This is a genomic window from Pseudoalteromonas sp. P1-8 (assembly GCF_001399985.1).
Lineage (GTDB): Bacteria > Pseudomonadota > Gammaproteobacteria > Enterobacterales > Alteromonadaceae > Pseudoalteromonas.
The window spans coordinates 12,227-29,464 of the sequence record NZ_LJSO01000003.1 but is presented as its reverse complement, the minus strand read 5'-3'; the positions used below and the strand labels follow the sequence as shown (position 1 = coordinate 29,464).

13 protein-coding genes are annotated in these 17,238 nt (G+C 40.8%); 7 read left to right on the top strand and 6 right to left on the bottom strand.

The window, feature by feature from the left end; translation table 11 throughout:
* Positions 1 to 66 precede the first annotated feature (66 nt).
* Positions 67 to 1,347, top strand: coding sequence for a glutamate-1-semialdehyde 2,1-aminomutase (gene hemL / locus AN213_RS05460; protein WP_055197862.1), 1,281 nt, complete (start codon positions 67 to 69; stop codon positions 1,345 to 1,347).
* Between the two features lie 489 nt (positions 1,348 to 1,836).
* Positions 1,837 to 4,764, top strand: a complete 2,928-nt coding sequence (locus tag AN213_RS05455) for a TonB-dependent receptor (RefSeq protein WP_055197860.1) — start codon at positions 1,837 to 1,839, stop codon at positions 4,762 to 4,764.
* A gap of 404 nt (positions 4,765 to 5,168) precedes the next feature.
* Here AN213_RS05455 and mrcB read toward each other — a convergent pair whose 3' ends face one another.
* From mrcB to AN213_RS05435, 5 genes are all read right to left on the bottom strand, one after another.
* Positions 5,169 to 7,493: a penicillin-binding protein 1B gene (gene mrcB / locus AN213_RS05450; RefSeq protein ID WP_055197858.1), complete on the bottom strand. Its 2,325-nt coding sequence runs from the start codon at positions 7,491 to 7,493 to the stop codon at positions 5,169 to 5,171.
* 91 nt (positions 7,494 to 7,584) lie between these two features.
* Positions 7,585 to 7,746, bottom strand: coding sequence for a YqaE/Pmp3 family membrane protein (locus tag AN213_RS20025; RefSeq protein ID WP_082401591.1), 162 nt, complete (start codon positions 7,744 to 7,746; stop codon positions 7,585 to 7,587).
* Between the two features lie 161 nt (positions 7,747 to 7,907).
* The gene (locus AN213_RS05445) at positions 7,908 to 9,137 is read right to left on the bottom strand and encodes an ammonium transporter (RefSeq protein WP_054562321.1); all 1,230 of its coding nucleotides are present in this window, start codon (positions 9,135 to 9,137) and stop codon (positions 7,908 to 7,910) included.
* Between the two features lie 9 nt (positions 9,138 to 9,146).
* Positions 9,147 to 9,485, bottom strand: coding sequence for a P-II family nitrogen regulator (locus AN213_RS05440; protein WP_054554260.1), 339 nt, complete (start codon positions 9,483 to 9,485; stop codon positions 9,147 to 9,149).
* A 181-nt stretch (positions 9,486 to 9,666) separates the two neighbouring features.
* On the bottom strand, positions 9,667 to 10,896 hold the full coding sequence (locus AN213_RS05435; RefSeq protein WP_054562322.1) for a diguanylate cyclase: 1,230 nt from the start codon (positions 10,894 to 10,896) through the stop codon (positions 9,667 to 9,669).
* A gap of 244 nt (positions 10,897 to 11,140) precedes the next feature.
* Here AN213_RS05435 and AN213_RS05430 point away from each other — a divergent pair, with 244 nt between their 5' ends.
* The 5 genes from AN213_RS05430 (at position 11,141) to serA (ending at position 15,905) form a co-directional block, all read left to right on the top strand.
* Positions 11,141 to 12,658, top strand: coding sequence for a S10 family peptidase (locus AN213_RS05430; protein WP_054562323.1), 1,518 nt, complete (start codon positions 11,141 to 11,143; stop codon positions 12,656 to 12,658).
* A gap of 118 nt (positions 12,659 to 12,776) precedes the next feature.
* The gene (locus AN213_RS05425; RefSeq protein ID WP_055197856.1) at positions 12,777 to 13,343 is read left to right on the top strand and encodes a hypothetical protein; all 567 of its coding nucleotides are present in this window, start codon (positions 12,777 to 12,779) and stop codon (positions 13,341 to 13,343) included.
* Positions 13,344 to 13,356: 13 nt separating this feature from the next.
* Positions 13,357 to 13,953, top strand: coding sequence for a 5-formyltetrahydrofolate cyclo-ligase (locus AN213_RS05420; protein ID WP_054562325.1), 597 nt, complete (start codon positions 13,357 to 13,359; stop codon positions 13,951 to 13,953).
* A 54-nt stretch (positions 13,954 to 14,007) separates the two neighbouring features.
* Complete coding sequence (rpiA, locus tag AN213_RS05415; protein ID WP_054554255.1) at positions 14,008 to 14,661, top strand: ribose-5-phosphate isomerase RpiA; 654 nt, start codon at positions 14,008 to 14,010, stop codon at positions 14,659 to 14,661.
* 14 nt (positions 14,662 to 14,675) lie between these two features.
* Complete coding sequence (gene serA, locus AN213_RS05410) at positions 14,676 to 15,905, top strand: phosphoglycerate dehydrogenase (RefSeq protein WP_055020642.1); 1,230 nt, start codon at positions 14,676 to 14,678, stop codon at positions 15,903 to 15,905.
* Between the two features lie 375 nt (positions 15,906 to 16,280).
* Here serA and AN213_RS05405 read toward each other — a convergent pair whose 3' ends face one another.
* Positions 16,281 to 17,216 carry a mechanosensitive ion channel family protein gene (locus AN213_RS05405; RefSeq protein WP_054562327.1) on the bottom strand — a complete coding sequence of 312 codons (936 nt, stop codon included), beginning with the start codon at positions 17,214 to 17,216 and terminating at the stop codon, positions 16,281 to 16,283.
* Positions 17,217 to 17,238 lie beyond the last annotated feature (22 nt).

The window sequence follows — 17,238 nt, the reverse complement described above, 5'->3', positions numbered from 1 at the left end:
TCGTTTTGGGCTCTTTGAGCCCTTGCAAACCAACTCATTTAACGTGACAACCCAATAGGACTATTCATGACAATTAGCCAAGATCTTTTTAATCGCGCGCAAGAATCAATCCCAGGCGGTGTTAACTCACCAGTTCGTGCCTTCAATGGCGTTGGCGGTACTCCTTTATTCATCACTAAAGCTGAAGGCCCTTTTACCTTTGATGCTGATGGTAACCGTTATATCGATTACGTTGGTTCATGGGGACCAATGATCATGGGTCATAACCACCCAGCTATTAAGCAAGCGGTATTAGAAGCCGTAGAAAATGGCTTAAGTTATGGTGCACCAACCGAAACTGAAACCTTAATGGCCGAAAAAGTAAAAGAGCTAGTACCATCAATCGAAAAAGTACGTATGGTAAGCTCAGGTACTGAAGCAACAATGAGTGCAATTCGCTTAGCACGTGGTTTCACTGGCCGTGACAAAATCTTAAAGTTTGAAGGCTGTTACCACGGTCATGCTGACTCACTACTAGTAAAAGCAGGCTCAGGCGCACTGACTATGGGTGTACCAAACTCACCGGGTATTCCTGAAGACTTTGCTAAGCACACATTAACTGTGTCGTTTAACAACCTTGATGAAGTAAAAGCAATTTTCGCAAAATACGCTGACGAAATCGCTTGTATCATCGTTGAACCAGTTGCTGGCAACATGAACTGTATTCCACCTGTACCTGGCTTCTTAGAAGGTTTACGTGAGGTGTGTGATGAATACAAATCTGTGCTTATTTTTGATGAAGTAATGACAGGTTTCCGTGTTGCTTTAGGCGGCGCACAAGCTTACTACAACATCAAGCCAGACCTAACGTGTTTAGGTAAAGTGATCGGTGGCGGTATGCCAGTGGGTGCTTTTGGTGGTAAGAAAGAAATCATGGATTACATCGCACCTGTTGGCCCAGTTTATCAAGCAGGTACATTATCAGGTAACCCAATTGCCATGGCTGCTGGCTTAAAGTCTTTAGAGCTATTAAGTGCTGAAGGCCTGCACGATGAACTTGAAGCAAAGAGCAAAGCAATTTGTGAAGGCTTTGAAGCTGCTGCGAAAAAAGCAGGCATTGCACTTACAACAAACTACGCAGGTGGTATGTACGGCTTCTTCTTTACTGATAAAGAAAAAGTAACTAGCTACCAACAAGCGACTGAGTGTGATTTAGAGCGCTTCAAGAAGTTCTTCCACTTAATGCTAGAAGAAGGTGTTTACCTGGCTCCTTCGGCGTTTGAAGCAGGCTTTGTGTGCGCTGAGCACTCTGAAAAAGAGATCAACGACACCATTGCTGCCGCAGAGCGCGCATTCGCGAAGCTTTAAATTGAAATTTGAATAGGTCACTTTAATCGGTGACCTATACTTCGACGCCCCAAAATATAATATAAATACATCCCCACCAGAAAATAAAAACCAATAAAATATTACAATTAAAACATCATTTATACAAAGCAAGTATTCCATTAGTGCATTTTTATTTTCACTGTAACTAAAACACACATAAAACCATCCCAACCCACTGTTTTAAAATAAATAAACATAGGATTTAGATACACTTAATCAAATTACATATAGTTACATTTGTTTTATTTTTGTATATAAAACAGATTAAAACACAAATTTAGATCGTTCCAAGCCGTTTTTATGTTATTTTATCGTATTTATAATATAAATAATTGATTAGTATGTTCCTAATGTGTTACCAATTTGTTTCACCCTTTATTTGAAGGTAAAAACCTTAGAAAAATAAATGCAAGGTGTGAAGGTTATTAACAAATAACAACAAATCTAAAATTTCACAGGGAAAGCTCAATGAAAAACAACTTTTCAAAAACATTTAAGCGTTCGTTTACAGCCGCAGCTGTTGCTATGACCTTAAGTGCAGCTATGCCAGCCATGGCTGACAATGTTAATGGGGCAATCAAAGGTAATCTCATAACTCAGTCTGGCGTTTCTTTAGCAGGCGCAACAATCACCATTACCGATAAAACTAAAGGTTATGAAAAAACTCTCATTGCAGATGCAAATGGTCAGTTCAACCTTAACCAAGTGCCTGTAGGTAAGTACAACGTAACAGTGTCACAGGCTGGTTTTGAAAAAGCGCAGATCAACGATGTAATTATCGGTGTCGGTAAAACTGCACTTCTCGAAATACCATTAGTTGAAGGTAATATTGAACGTATTGCAGTTGTTGGTGGCGCAGTTCGAGCTGTTGATGTTTCTGTTACTGAATCATCATTAAACATTAGTTCAGAAGAGCTTGAATTATTACCAGTTGCTCGCTCATTAACATCGGTTGCTTTACTAGCACCGGGTGCAACTGAAGGTGATAGCCGATTTGGCGATCAAGCATCTTTTGGTGGCTCATCTGTTGCTGAAAATGCTTATTACGTAAATGGTCTGAATATGACTAACTTCCGTAATGGCTTGGGTGGCGCGACCATTCCATTCTCTGCATATGATAGTTTTCAAGTAAAAACGGGTGGATATTCATCTGAATTTGGTCGAACTACAGGTGGCCTTATTTCTGCAGTTACAAAATCAGGTACTAATGACTTCCACTTTGGTATTGAATCAATTTATTCGCCTGACTCATTGAGAGAACAGTCTCCAAATTCAGTTTATTTACAAAATGATCGTTGCGAAGATGCTGATGGGCACTGTATTGGTGATTTATATGCAAACAACCAAGATGACTATGTAAACTCATTTGAGACAAATATTTATGCATCTGGTGCGTTAATTGAAGATACGCTTTTCTTCTATGGTATTTATACATTCCGTGATAATGAAGAAGAATACGGTAACGCTTCTCAAACCTCTCTAACAAAAGAAAAAGATGACGACCCTTATTATCTAGCACGTATTGACTGGAACATTAATGAGGATCATCAATTAATGCTTTGGGGTTTTAGTGATGAGCGTACCTATTCTGAAAGTACAATCGAAGACCCGAATGGCACTGGTAATTACACATTAGATGGTGGTACAGCTTATCACAAGCGCGGCGGTGAAAGTTTTGCAGTTCGTTATACAGGTAATCTTACTGATGACTTAAGCGTATCTGCTATGTATGGCGAAGTGAAATTCTCAGAAACAGATTACTCTGACTTTGATGACTGCCCTACCGGCTATGACGCAGACTTAGGTGTTGATACTACTTGTTATGTAAATTTCACAGTAGGCTCTAACGAAGATAAACGTGAGCAATTACGAGTTGACTTTGACTGGTACTTAAATGATGAGCATACATTAAGATTTGGTTATGACTCTGAAACCAATACATCAGACGCAACGACAATCAACTCGGGTGGTGTTTATTACTACTACAGAACATACGAAGAAGGTGCTCGCCTTTCAAACGGCTATGTTCTTCCAGAAGAGATGAAGACTACTCGTGTTCGTGACTATAAGAATGGCGGTGAATTCGAAGTTGAAAACTGGGCTATTTATATTGAAGACCAATGGGCTGTTACTGATACCCTAACACTAACTTTAGGCCTACGTAATGACAGCTTCACAAACTACAACGCGGATGGCGATGAGTTTGTTTCTATAGACAACCAGATTGCTCCAAGGTTAGGTGCATCTTGGGATATTAACGGTGATGGCGATAGTAAATTATTCGTTACCGCAGGTCGCTATTATTTACCAGTTGCTGCAAATACAAACATCCGACTTGCTGGTGCTGAAACATATATTCAAACTTGGTACGAGTATGAAGGTCTTAATGCTGACGGTACTCCTGTAGGTTTGAGTAATCAATTAGGTGATATCGCTATTTCAAATGGTGGTGACGGTACTGCAAAAGCATCAAACACTCTTGCAGATAAAGATCTTGAGCCAATGTACAATGATGAAATTATTGTTGGTTATCAGGCGGCTATAAATGATGATTGGTCTTGGAGCATCAAAGGTACATACCGCACACTGGGCAATCAAATTGATGATGGCTCATATATCTTTACTGATGAAGATGGAGAGTACCTTGGTGAAAACTGGTTCTTATTTAACCCGGGTAATGGTGCAACATTTAACTTCGACCTAGATGGTGACGGTGTAACAGAAGAGTATAGCTTCACTGCTGAAGAGCTAGGTTATCCAGATGCGAAGCGTCGTTACGCTGCTGTTGACCTTTCAATTGAGAAGAGCTGGGATAAAGTTTGGTCATTAAAAGCCCTTTACACTTGGTCTCATAACTACGGTAACACAGAAGGATTTGTTAAATCTGATAATGGTCAAGATGATGCAGGTTTAACACAAGACTGGGATTACCCTTATCTAATGGATGGTGCTAACGGTAACTTACCAGCAGACCGTCGTCACAATATTAAAGTTTACGGTGCATATGCAGTTACTGAAGACTTCTTAATAGGTGCAAACTTAAATGTTGCTTCAGGTCGTCCTTGGACAGCGTTAGGTGCAGGGTATACACCAGACCCAGACAAATATTCTTATGGCGACACCTATTATGTAGGTGATCAACGCTACCCTCGCGGCAGCATGGGAACAACTCCCTGGACAGCTCGATTAGATCTTAACTTTACGTACAACTTGCATTTCAATGATCAAAAAGTACGCTTCGCATTAGATATTTTCAATGTATTTGATGCATCTACAGCAACTCGTTATGACGAAGTTGCTGAAGTAGCGGCTGGTGATGATAGTGCAACATTTGGCTTAGCGCAAAGTTATCAATCTCCTCGTCGAGTCCAACTATCTGCTTCTTACGACTTTTAATTTCGATTAAATTAGTAAGAAAAGCAATGACTCTAAAAGCCTCTTTATGAGGCTTTTATTTTTTACATTTAAACCTAATTAGTACTGCAATAGTTCTTCAATCTTTACCTTCAATTAATCAAGTTACAACCCAGTTAAGCCAAAATAATTCATGTGAGAGCATTACTTTGAAATAAAGCTCTCGAAGTAAAATCATATAAATAGCAGTTAAAAAGCTTTGTCAGCATTATCGCTTAATTTAGGAATACCAGGGAAATGAAGTGCGGTACAAGCAGCCACAAAGCACTGTAATTCATGCCATATTGAAGATGCCAGAGTCACTGAGAAAAGTGCACTTATGGCAATGAATAGCGTACAAAATTTAGCTCAACTCTGTGTTGAGCTAAATGATTCAATGGCCAAGTTTAGCGCTGACAATTAGGTCTAGGCTCAAACTCACTGGCACGTATAGGTAGCTGCACTACTTTGCCGCAACCCGGAGGCGCTTGCAGACCGGTTTCTTCATTAATAAATGCCCAACGAATAGAAGCAGGGCGAGTATCCGCTATGGCTTCAGGGTTGAGTGGTTTAAGATAGCGAATGTAAGCTTCTAATGCGCCAACACTGCCCGTTAAACCTGTGCTCTTGTTATCGTCGCGACCAATCCATGCAACAGTCACCGTGTTCTGGTCAAAACCTGCAAACCAGCTATCGCGTAAATCATTACTAGTGCCTGTTTTACCTGCAAGTTGAATTGATGGGAAGTGGGCGTTTAAACGCTTTGCTGTACCATCTTTTGTCACGCGCTTCATTGCGTACTTAGTCATGTAAATTGATGCATCATCAAAACGTTTTTGTGAGCTAACATCATGTTTATAAAGCACCTTACCTACTGAGTCAGTCAGTGCTGAAATAGACGTTAATTCGCGGTACTGACCATCAGCAGCCAGCGTTGTATAAAGCTGCGCTACCTCAAAGCTTGAAAGCTCAAGTGCACCTAAAAGTAATGACGGGTATCGATCAATACGCCCTTCTACACCTAAACGCTTTAAGGTATCAGCTACTTTATCAACTCCAACATCAAGGCCCGTGTTAACCGCAGGAATATTAATACTGTTACTAAATGCTTTGTATAGTGGCATAGGGCCGCGGAACTGCTTGTCGAAGTTCTCTGGTTGCCAAACTTTCCCCTGCTCATTAGTCACTTGCAGCGGTGAGTCATCCACCAAGGTGGCAACATTAAACTGACCACTTTCAAATGCCGTTAAATAAACGGCAGGCTTAACGAGTGAACCAATATTACGTTTGGTATCAAGTACACGGTTAAAACCAAAATAACGTACGTCACGGCCCGCAACTAATGCCGACACCCCACCTTTTTCAACGTTGACAGAGATCATCGCCGCTTCAAGCTCTTCTGTTTTAGGGCGTCTTTCTAGATAAGGTAAACTTGCCTCAACCGACTCTTCCATGGCCGTCTGCTTTTGTAAGTCAAAATAGGTGAATACACGCACTCCGGCATCTAACACTTGCTGATCAGGTAGTAGGCGCTTTAATTCTCGATTAACTAATTCTAAGTAACCCGGATACGACTTTTGCAGACTGTCTTTCATTGGTGCAATATCAATTGGACGCTTTAATGCCGCACGGTATTCACGGGTATCAATCAATTTATTTTCAACCATTAAGCGCAGTACTAGATCGCGGCGCTCCATTGCACGCTCACTATAACGACGTGGGTTGTAATATGAAGGACCTTTAACCATAGCCACTAATAGCGCAATTTGGTCGTATTCAAGCTCATCCACAGGCTTTGAAAAATAAAACTCAGCGGCAAGACCCATACCGTGAACGCCTTGATTGTAAGACTGACCTAAATACACTTCATTGAGGTAAGCTTCTAAAATGTCATCTTTGCTGTAGCGGTAATCTAATATCAAGGCGATAAGCGCTTCATTAAACTTACGCACCAGAGAACGCTCACGGGTAAGGTATATATTCTTTGCTAATTGCTGGGTTAAGGTACTGCCCCCTTGCACTGTACGCCCGGCTTTAATATTACTGTATAAAGCACGCATGATTGACCACACAGATACGCCATGGTGTTGATAGAAATTACGATCTTCAACCACCAGTAAAGTGTCTTTTAGCATCGGCGGAAATTTATCTAGCGGCACAAACTCGCGGTCTTGTTTTGAATCATTACCAATGCGAGCTATTTGAACTGGCTCTAATCGGGCGCTATTTAAACGACGACCAAATTTATCTTTGATAGTTGCTAATTTCTGCCCCGAAAAACGCAGCTCAATCACTTGTGAATCTTCAAGGCCGTCATAAAATTCAAATTCACGGCGGTACACTTTAATACTGTTAGCTGATTTAACATACTGGCCTGTACGGCTTAGCTTATTTACAGATGAATAATTTAAACGGTTTAACTCCCAAATAACCTCTTGCTGAGACAAATACTGCCCAGGATAAAAGCTCATTGCACGAGCATACACTTGTGCAGGTAACTGCCATTTATTGCCTTCAAATTGGCGAGTAATTTTTGCATCTAAATAAATTAGATACAGCACCATGGCAACAATCACAGCAAGTGAAAGCTTCCAAAAAATTGACCAAAGTTTTCTTAATACACTAGCTTTAGCTGGCCCTTGAGGTGCGCGTGAGCGCTTAGCGGTAGTTTTTTTTGATGTCGCCTTCGGTTTACTAGACGATTTTTTTGCAGGAGTTTTTTTATCAGCCATTGAGTTCGCTATTGGTCAGTTAATTTTACAGGATTACGCCTTGAACAGCGCAATATTAACACCTGTAAAATTAACAGTCACTTAAACTTGTTTAGCGTGTACACAACCAGAGTGAGTGGATCACAGCAGGTATAAAGAAGATAAAGCATAGAATAATGTTAATCACTAAGTCTTTACCTGCGCCCGCTTTTAAAAATACCGCAACAGGCGGTAAAAACAGCGAAATAATTATAAGCAAGAGTTTGTTATCCATCATTTTTCCTTGTTAGAAATGAACATTAAGCATAGTCAAAAAATAGCGATTTCGCCTATCAGAAAAGACTTATTTAAACGCAAAAAAGCCCTACCTAAGTAGAGCTTTGTTTTGAACACACAATGATATTGTTATGGGCGTGCTATTTGCACGCACCAAGATTAGTTACTGCGAACTGATACAAACTCAGGGTAAGCATCAATACCACAATCATGTTGATCCATACCGTTTAGTTCTTCTTCTTCGGTAACACGGATACCCATGGTATTTTTCAGGATTGCCCATACGATTGATGACGCGATGAACACAAATCCTAAGATACATACTAAGCCAATTAATTGATTAACAAAGGTTGCATCAGAGTTTGAAAGTGGTACTAACATGATACCTAATGCACCACACACACCATGTACAGAGATAGCACCTACAGGGTCATCGATTTTCGCTTTATCAAGAGCAACGATGCTAAATACAACCAGTGAACCACCTAATAGACCAAGTAAACAAGCAAGTAATGGCGTTGGAGATGCAGGCTCTGCAGTAATCGTTACTAAACCTGCTAGTGCACCATTAAGAACCATAGTTAAATCAGCTTTACCCCATAACACTTTACATACGAATAGTGCTGCAATTGCGCCACACGCTGCTGCTGCGTTAGTGTTTAAGAAGATTTTACCAACCGCTGTTGCATTTTCAGCGTCAGAAACAAGTAGCTGTGAACCACCGTTAAAGCCGAACCAACCCATCCAAAGGATTAATGTACCTAGAGTTGCTAACGGTAAGTTAGAACCAGGAATTGGGTAGATTTCACCGTTTTTACCGTATTTCCCCTTACGAGCACCTAGGAAAAGTACACCAGCCAGCGCTGCCGCAGCACCTGCACCGTGAACGATTGCAGAACCAGCGAAGTCAACAAAGCCCATTTCAGATAAGAAACCTGCGCCCCAAGTCCAGTAACCTTCGATTGGGTAGATGAAACCAGTTAAAACAACAGTGAAAATTAAGAATGCCCATAACTTCATACGCTCAGCAACCGCACCAGATACGATTGACATAGCTGTTGCTACGAACACAACTTGGAAGAAGAAATCAGACTCTAAAGAGTGATCCGCATCAGCAGCTTGAGTGCCGATTAATGCGCCAAATGAAGGGATGAAACCACCTTCTGCGTTATCAACATACATGATGTTGTAACCCACTAATAAGAACATAGTGCAGGCAATAGAAAATAGTGCAACGTTTTTAGTTAGGATTTCTGTTGTATTTTTTGCACGAACTAAACCTGCTTCAAGCATAGCGAAACCAGCCGCCATCCACATTACTAAAACACCCGACATTAAAAAGTAAAAAGTGTCGAGTGAGAACTTCAACTCTACGATAGTGTTTTCCATAATTCCCCCTTAAATTGCTTCTTCATCAAGTTCGCCCGTACGGATACGAACGATTTGGTCTAAGTCGTAAACAAAAATTTTGCCGTCACCAATTTTGCCTGTTGAAGCAATTTTTGTGATGGTTTCAACAACGCGTTGACAATTTTCGCTACGAGTTGCAATTTCAAGTTTGATTTTTGGAATAAAATCGACTTGGTATTCAGCTCCACGATATAGCTCAGTATGACCACGTTGACGGCCAAAGCCTTTAACGTCGACAACTGTCATCCCCTCAATGCCTAAATCAGCCAATGCTTCACGTACATCATCAAGTTTGAATGGCTTTATTATTGCACTAATCATTTTCATAGTGGCCCCCTTCGGACGCTTATTGTTATCCTGTTGGCTTATACAATCCAACCTTTGTGCCACTATTTTTTATTACTTATTTTCAATAACTTAAAAATAAAAATTGGTTTTTGCACAAAAAAAATGCACCCTATTGGTGCATTTTTTTAACAATTAACCAGCGCTGGTGCAATTAGCACAACTATAGTTTAACTAAGCAGTTCCGATCTTGCTGTTTGGCTTGATATAAGGCCTTGTCAGCAATGCGCATCGCAGCTGTAAGCGATACTTTTTGGAATTGAGTCATACCAATACTCATGGTTAATGAGTAAGGCTCACCGTTAATTGAAAAGGCATGGCTTGCTAACTGCTCTCTGAAGGTATTGAGCCTTGATTCGGCCTTAGCTAAGTCCATATTATGCAGTACCACGGCAAATTCTTCGCCGCCGATTCTCGCGATAGTGAAGTCATCAAACTTAGTCTTTAAAAATGAAGACACTTGTTTTAGCGCCTGATCACCCGCCTCGTGACCAAACTGGTCGTTCACATTTTTAAAAAAGTCGATATCAAGCAAAGCCAATACGTTTTCTTGCTCAACATTTTTAAGCAGTTTTTCTGCGTATTGATAAAAATAACGACGATTATACAAGCCAGTTAAATGGTCGCGGTATGCGCTTTCTTTTATATCGGCTATTAAAGCAAGCTGCTCCATGGTTTGCATAACACGGCAATGAAACTCTTCATTCATAAACGGCTTAGTTAAAAAGTCGTTAGCGCCGTATTTAATAAAACGCGCCGATAAACCATGCTTACCGGCACCTGATAAACCGATAATAGCTAAATCATCACGGCCGCGGAAATTACGCACCGCTTTAACGAGCTCAAAACCATCCATTGTTGGCATTGCATAGTCCGTAAGAAGCAGCTTGATTTCAGGATCGTCTTTAAGCATTTGTAGTGCTTGTTCACCATCTTGAGCATCGCGTACATCAAACAACTGCTTTTCGAGCATTTGCTTCATCAAAGTGCGACTTAGTACTGAGTCATCAGCCACCAGCGCTTTGCTACCATCGTTTCTAAGTAATTGTGCAACAAGTTTGATCGCATAATGGTATGAGTCGCGGTTATCTTTAACCACGTAATCAACCACACCAAGCTCTAACATTTGCTGGCGAATGTATTCATCAATTTTTGATGTTAGAACAACGGTCGGGATGTTTTTTGATAAGGTGTATTTAGCTACTTCGCCATTCATCGCATCAGGTAGCGTTAAATCGACTAAAGCCAAGGTGTAATCGTGCTCGGAAATTAAAGAGACGCCCTCTTTTAAAGACCACGCAAAGTCGACAGCCACATCTAAATAGTGAGCAGCGAGGTGACGTAACACTTGCTGTACTACTTTACTGTCTTCAACTACTAATACTCTTTGCATTGCAACTTCTCTTTCTTAAGCACGTGTACACAGATTATAAAAACGCTAAATATACGCCATTTTTTAATCTAGCTAAATAATTAAGCAAAATATCTTTGCTAAAAAAATGCACTTTTTTGTAACCAGCTCAGCATTTTCAGTTATTTTTCTGTTTAACAGCTAATATTGGTCACTAGTCTCATTAGTTTGTCATCGAGTTTGCTTTACTTTTTAATAGCTGCAATTCGAATAATAAGGAATCAACATGAAACTAGTTAGTTTTATTGGCTTGTCAGTGACAGCACTAACACTGACCTTCAGTACTCCAAGCTTTGCTGATAACGGACGTCGTATTGACGTTGACAGCAAAGTGGTAACAGAGCACAAAGCCCGCATTAATGGTGAGCGTTTTTCATATACCGCAACCACAGGTACACAACCGGTTTGGAATGAGCAAGGCGATGCCGTTGCAACGCTGCAATATACTTATTATACCCGCGATAAAGTAGACGATAGAACAAAACGTCCTTTAGTCTTTTCGTTTAATGGTGGCCCAGGTTCTGCGTCAGTATGGATGCACCTTGCCTATACTGGACCACGTGTATTAAAAATTGATGACGAAGGTTACCCTGTTCAACCTTATGGCGTAAAAGATAACCCTTACTCAATTTTAGACGTGGCTGATATTGTTTATATCAACCCAGTTAACACCGGTTACTCGCGCGTTCTTGAAAACGAAAAAGGTGAGTTGCCAAGTAAGTCAGACCAACAAAAAATGTTCTTTGGTGTTAACGCTGACATCAAATACTTAGCTGAATGGTTAAACACCTTTGTTTCTCGCAACGAGCGCTGGCGTTCACCTAAGTTCTTAATTGGTGAGAGCTATGGTACGACTCGTGTTTCTGGTCTTGCTCACGAATTACAAAATCGCCAATGGATGTATATCAACGGCGTTATTCTAGTATCACCAACTGAAATTGGTATTAAACGTGAAGGCCCTGTAGAAGCTGCTAACCGCCTACCTTACTTTGCAGCAACCGCTTGGTACCACAAAGCCCTTAGCGCAGACTTACAAGCAAAAGACTTAGACGAGTTATTACCTGAAGTTGAACAGTTCACCGTTAATAAGTTCTTACCTGCAATTGCTAAAGGTGGTTTCTTACCTGCTGATGAAAAACGTGCAATCATTAAGCAAGCAGCAAAATACGCAGGTTTATCTGAAAAGTTTGTTGAGCAAAATAACCTTGATATTCCAAATAACTTCTTCTGGAAAGAGCTATTACGCGAGCGCGGCCAAACTGTGGGCCGTTTAGATTCTCGTTACCTAGGTATCGACAAACGTGATGCAGGTGAGTCACCTGATTACTGGGCTGAGCTTACTTCATGGTTACACTCATTCACGCCAGCGATTAACTATTACCTACGTGAAGAGCTTAACTACAAAACCGATATCAAATATAACCTATTTGGTAATGTTCACCCTTGGGATCGCTCAGGCAACAACACAGGTGAAAACTTACGTTTAGCAATGGCACAAAACCCATACTTAAACGTGATGATTCAATCTGGCTACTACGACGGTGCAACAAACTACTTTGATGCTAAATACACAATGTGGCAGTTAGATCCAAGTGGCAAAATGAAAGATCGTTTAAGCTTTAAAGGCTATCGCAGTGGTCACATGATGTATTTACGTCATGCAGATTTAGAGTCATCAAATAATGACTTACGTGATTTCATCCTTAAATCACTACCAGCCGAAGGCAAAGCAGCAAAATACTAAACAGCGTATTTGCAAAACCATAATAGAAAAAGCCCGTTTTATACGGGCTTTTGTTTTTCCACTAATCTTTTTGGGTATATACTCAAGTCATTGATTTAAGGATTTGGATAATCAGCAAATGGCAGAAAAATTTCGCGTAATGTTTGCAGGGCTTGAAGCCGGTGTCGACCAAGTACAAGCAACAGAACAACTAGCTGCAAAACTAAAAACAACAAAAGACAAAGTTGCGACCCTGTTTGAGCATAAGCCATTATTTGCACCAAGCGAGCAAGATAAAGCACTAAAACAAGCAAAGTTACTCGCCAGTGTTGGCATTAAAGCCAAGCTCCAACCGATTAACCAAGCAGCCACCAGCAGCCAATCAGACAATACAGCTGCACAGGCCAAAGAGCGTGAAGAACGTATTTTTGATGCCCTCGATTACATCACCAGTAGTCTTATTCGGCTAGAAGAAAAACTTGATGACTTAGAGCAGCGTTTACCTGAGCTTGAAAATAACAGCGCTGCTGATAGCGACGATAGCTGGCAAGAAGATGACTTGCTACTTGAAGACGAATTAACAGAGCCTGTTAAAAAACGCTCAAATACCCTACTCTATTCGCTTATTGCAATGGTCATTGTGTTATTGATCATTTTGGGTGTAGTGGAGCTTTTCCCTGAACTTTTCTCCTTTTTAGAAAGTTAACACTAATATTGACATGAGCAACACACGAGCAGAAATCAGACAATCTATTCGAAAAAAGCGCAATTCACTGACTGTTGAACAACAAAAAAATGCAGCAATTGCGCTAAAAGTGAATTTTACTCAACACTTAAAATCGCTAAAAACACCTAAAAACGCCCATATTGGCATTTATTTCAGCAATGATGGCGAATTAGACACTTCATTGTTAATTAAAGAATTATGGATGCAAGAGCAGCATTTATATCTGCCTATTATCCACCCCTTCAATGGCACAACTTTATACTTTCAGAGGTATGAAGAAAATTCACCCATGACTGCAAACCGCTATGGTATCTTGGAGCCCAAGTTAAATTGCAGTCAAATATGCCCTTTAGACAAGCTTGATATTTTACTTATGCCATTAGTGGCATTTGATGATCAAGGTAACCGTTTAGGAATGGGCGGTGGGTTTTATGACAAAACGTTGGCTCGGTATTACCAAGAAAACTGGCAAAAACCGATTTTGATAGGCCTTGCCCATCAATGTCAGCATGTTTCAGCATTGCCAATTGAATCGTGGGATGTACCGTTAAAACACATTATAACCCCAGAGAAAATCTACCAATGGTAAGCAAACTGTTTGTATACTATAGGCCCTCTCTGACAGCTAACTGAGCACATAATTATGACGCAAGATGAATTAAAAAAAGCCGCTGCCTGGGCAGCCCTAGAGTTTGTAAACGAAAATACCATTGTTGGTGTAGGTACAGGCTCTACAGTGAATCACTTTATTGATGCACTTGATACAGTAAAAGACACCATTACTGGTGCGGTTTCAAGCTCTGAGGCTTCAACTGAAAAGTTAAAAGCACTGGGTATTGAAGTATTCGAACTAAACGATGTATCAAGCCTAGATGTGTATGTTGATGGCGCAGACGAAATCAACCCACACAATGAGATGATCAAAGGCGGTGGTGCAGCGCTGACACGCGAGAAAATCGTTTCAGCGGTAGCAAAACAATTTGTTTGTATTGTTGATGAATCTAAAGAAGTTACAACATTAGGCGCATTTCCACTGCCGGTTGAAGTGATCCCAATGGCACGCAGCTATGTAGCTCGTGAACTAGTAAAACTAGGCGGTGACCCTGTTTACCGCGAAGGTGTTGTAACAGATAACGGAAACGTCATTTTAGACGTGCACAATTTAGATATCAGCAACGCCAAAGAATTAGAACTAACAATCAACCAGATTGTTGGTGTAGTAACAAACGGCTTATTTGCCCATCGCGGCGCAGATAAAGTCATCATCGGCACCAAAAATGGGCCGCAAATAAAGTAAATAGGAATGAGGATATGAGTAAGGTATCGTTAGCAAAAGACAAAATTAAAATTCTCTTGCTGGAAGGCGTGCACCAAAGTGCTGTAGAAACGCTTAAGCGTAATGGCTACAGCAATATTGATTACGTAAAAACATCCTTACCTGAAGACGAGCTCATTGAGCGCATTAAAGATGTGCACTTTGTAGGCCTTCGTTCTCGCACTCATATTAATGAAGCGGTATTAGAATCAGCTGAAAAGCTAGTCGCAATCGGCTGCTTCTGTATCGGTACTAACCAAGTCGATCTACAAGGTGCGCGTGAACGTGGTATTGCGGTATTTAACGCACCATTCTCAAACACACGCTCTGTAGCAGAATTAGTACTTGGTGAAATCTTATTATTACTTCGTGGTATTCCAGAGCGTAATGCCCTAGCACACCGCGGTGGTTGGTTAAAATCTGCCAACGGCTCATTTGAAGCACGTGGTAAAACGTTAGGTATTATTGGTTACGGCCACATTGGTACACAGCTAGGTATCATGGCTGAAAATATCGGTATGAACGTTGAGTTTTACGATATCGAAGACAAGCTAACGCTGGGTAATGCAACACAAGTTCATAACCTAACTCAGTTACTACAACGTGCTGACGTTATTAGCTTACACGTACCAGAAACACCGCAAACGAAGAACCTAATTGGTATGGCTGAGCTTGAAGTAATGAAGCAAGGCGCCATCTTGATCAATGCTTCTCGCGGCACTGTTGTTGATATCGATGCATTAGCAGAATCACTTCGAGATAAAAAGCTGAGCGGCGCTGCAATCGACGTGTTCCCTGTAGAACCAAAATCAAATGATGAAGAGTTCGTATCACCGCTGCGCGAGTTCGATAACGTAATTCTGACTCCACATATTGGTGGTTCAACACAAGAAGCACAAGAAAATATCGGTATTGAAGTAGCAGGCAAACTTGCTAAGTACTCAGATAATGGTTCAACCATTACAGCAGTTAACTTCCCTGAAGTATCACTGCCTGAGCTTGCAAACCGCAGCCGCTTATTACACGTGCACCACAACCGCCCAGGTGTTCTAACGCAAATTAACCAAGCGTTTGCACAGCACGGCATTAATATCGCAGCCCAGTACTTACAAACTGACGAATCAATTGGTTACGTAGTAATTGATGTAGATACAGACCAATCTGAAGTCGCTCTTAAAGAACTAAGTGCTGTTGAAGGTACAATCAGAGCACGTATCCTTCACTAATCTTTGATATAACAAATAAATAAAAAGCGCAAACAGTTAAACTGCTTGCGCTTTTTTGTAGGACAAAAACTTTAAGCCCGTAGGTTGGTTTGAGTGTAGCGAAACCCAACACGGGAACCCAGCTTTAAACCGTAAATTTTAAGCTCTAAGTCAAAAATAGCTCACCGTAGGCGTGAAATTTATTTCGCGCGAGGGTTAATTTCTAACAAATAAAACGCCAATCATTTCTAATAAACAGTAAAAGTGAGAGCAAGCTTGTATTTGGACAAAAAGTTTTTAGAGGCAAAAACCATTCACTTTATCTAGTCAAAAATAAACTCTCCCCCACCCCTCAAACACTTCCCTGTGTAAATCACGCCGATGAGTCAGTAAATTTTACTCATCGGTTTGCGGTGCCTCAGCGTCTTTATCTTGCTGTTTTTCGCTTATCATGGCATTTAATTTCTCGCCGCCTTTGATGCCAAAATCTAACGTGCGGATTGGGAATGGGATGGTCATGTCAGCTTCGCTTAGAGCGTTTCTAACTGCCACAACAGCCTTGTGGCGAACGGTCATGAAATCTGCTTCGCCGGGGTATTTAATCCAAAACCAAACTAGTAAGTTAACGCTGCTATCACCAAAGCTTTCGGCGTAAACGGCGGTTTCTTCTTGTTTAATCACAAAATCAAACTCATTGATTTTTTTAACAATCACCTCAGCGGCTTGTTCTGGATCGTCAGCATACGAAATACCTACAGGCACTTCGATACGACGCACACCTAAGGTACTGTAGTTACTGAGTATATTTCTAAATAGAATCTTATTAGGCACTAAGATAAGTTGCCCATAAAAGTTCTCAATGAGGGTATTTCTAAGGTTAATCGCCTTAACGGTACCAAACACGCTTTCGGTGCGGATTACATCACCTGTTTTAAATGGTTTGCGAATACCCATGGCAATACCCGCTATAAGGTTCTCTGTCATGTCCTGAAAGGCAAAACCAATTGCAAGACCTACGATACCAGCACCAGCAAGTAATGAGGTGACAGTGCCTCTAAGACCCAAGAAATCAAGGGCTACAAATAAGCCTACACATAACACGATGACTTTTACTATCGATGACATTAAGTCTGCTATTTGCGATGACTCTAACGAGCGGCGTAATAGCTTTCTGAGCATTGACCCAACGATACGCGCCAGCAATGAAAACACGATAGTAATAATTACTGCGACAATAAAGTTTGGAATATGGCTTATGATGATATCAACCCAGCCACCGAGTTTTTCTTCTATCAGCTTTTCGGCTTCACTTACTGTCGGAATTTTTAACATTTTTGTACCTTGTTGAATTAAT